General features: G+C 65.8%; 2 pseudogenes. Both read left to right on the forward strand.

Going from position 1 to position 517, the window contains the following annotated elements:
- Positions 1 to 204: pseudogene (locus TR36_RS15305) on the forward strand (bifunctional methylenetetrahydrofolate dehydrogenase/methenyltetrahydrofolate cyclohydrolase); the annotation flags it as partial.
- A gap of 13 nt (positions 205 to 217) precedes the next feature.
- A pseudogene (locus tag TR36_RS14430) lies at positions 218 to 517 on the forward strand (M20/M25/M40 family metallo-hydrolase); the annotation flags it as partial.

The raw sequence follows: 517 nt of genomic DNA on the forward strand, positions 1-517 counted from the left end.
GGTGCCACCGTCATCGACGTCGGGATCAACCGGATAGAGCGTGACGGCAAGAAGCGGCTTATGGGGGACGTGGAATTTGCAAGCGCGGCAGCGGTTGCCGGAGCCATCACACCGGTGCCGGGTGGCGTCGGCCCCATGACCATTGCCTGCCTACTGGCGAATACGGTCACGGCCTGCTGCCGCGCCAATGGCCTTGCGGAGCCGGGAGACGGATGTGGGCATGGCCGGTACGGGGGTCGTCGGCATCATCCGGGGCAATCGTCCGGGGCAGCGGACCATCGGTTTGCGGGCGGATATGGATGCCCTGCCCATCATTGAGGAAACGGGCGTGCCCTATGCCTCGGAGACCCCCGGCATCATGCACGCCTGCGGCCATGACGGGCACACCACCATGCTGCTGGGGGCCGCACGCTATCTGGCCGAAACGCGCGATTTTGCCGGGACCGTCATCCTGATTTTCCAACCCGGTGAGGAAGGGTGCGGAGGGGCGCGCAAGATGGTCGAGGATGGTCTGTTC

The sequence above is a fragment of the Falsirhodobacter sp. alg1 genome (genome assembly GCF_000739715.2).
In the GTDB taxonomy this organism is placed as follows: domain Bacteria; phylum Pseudomonadota; class Alphaproteobacteria; order Rhodobacterales; family Rhodobacteraceae; genus Falsirhodobacter.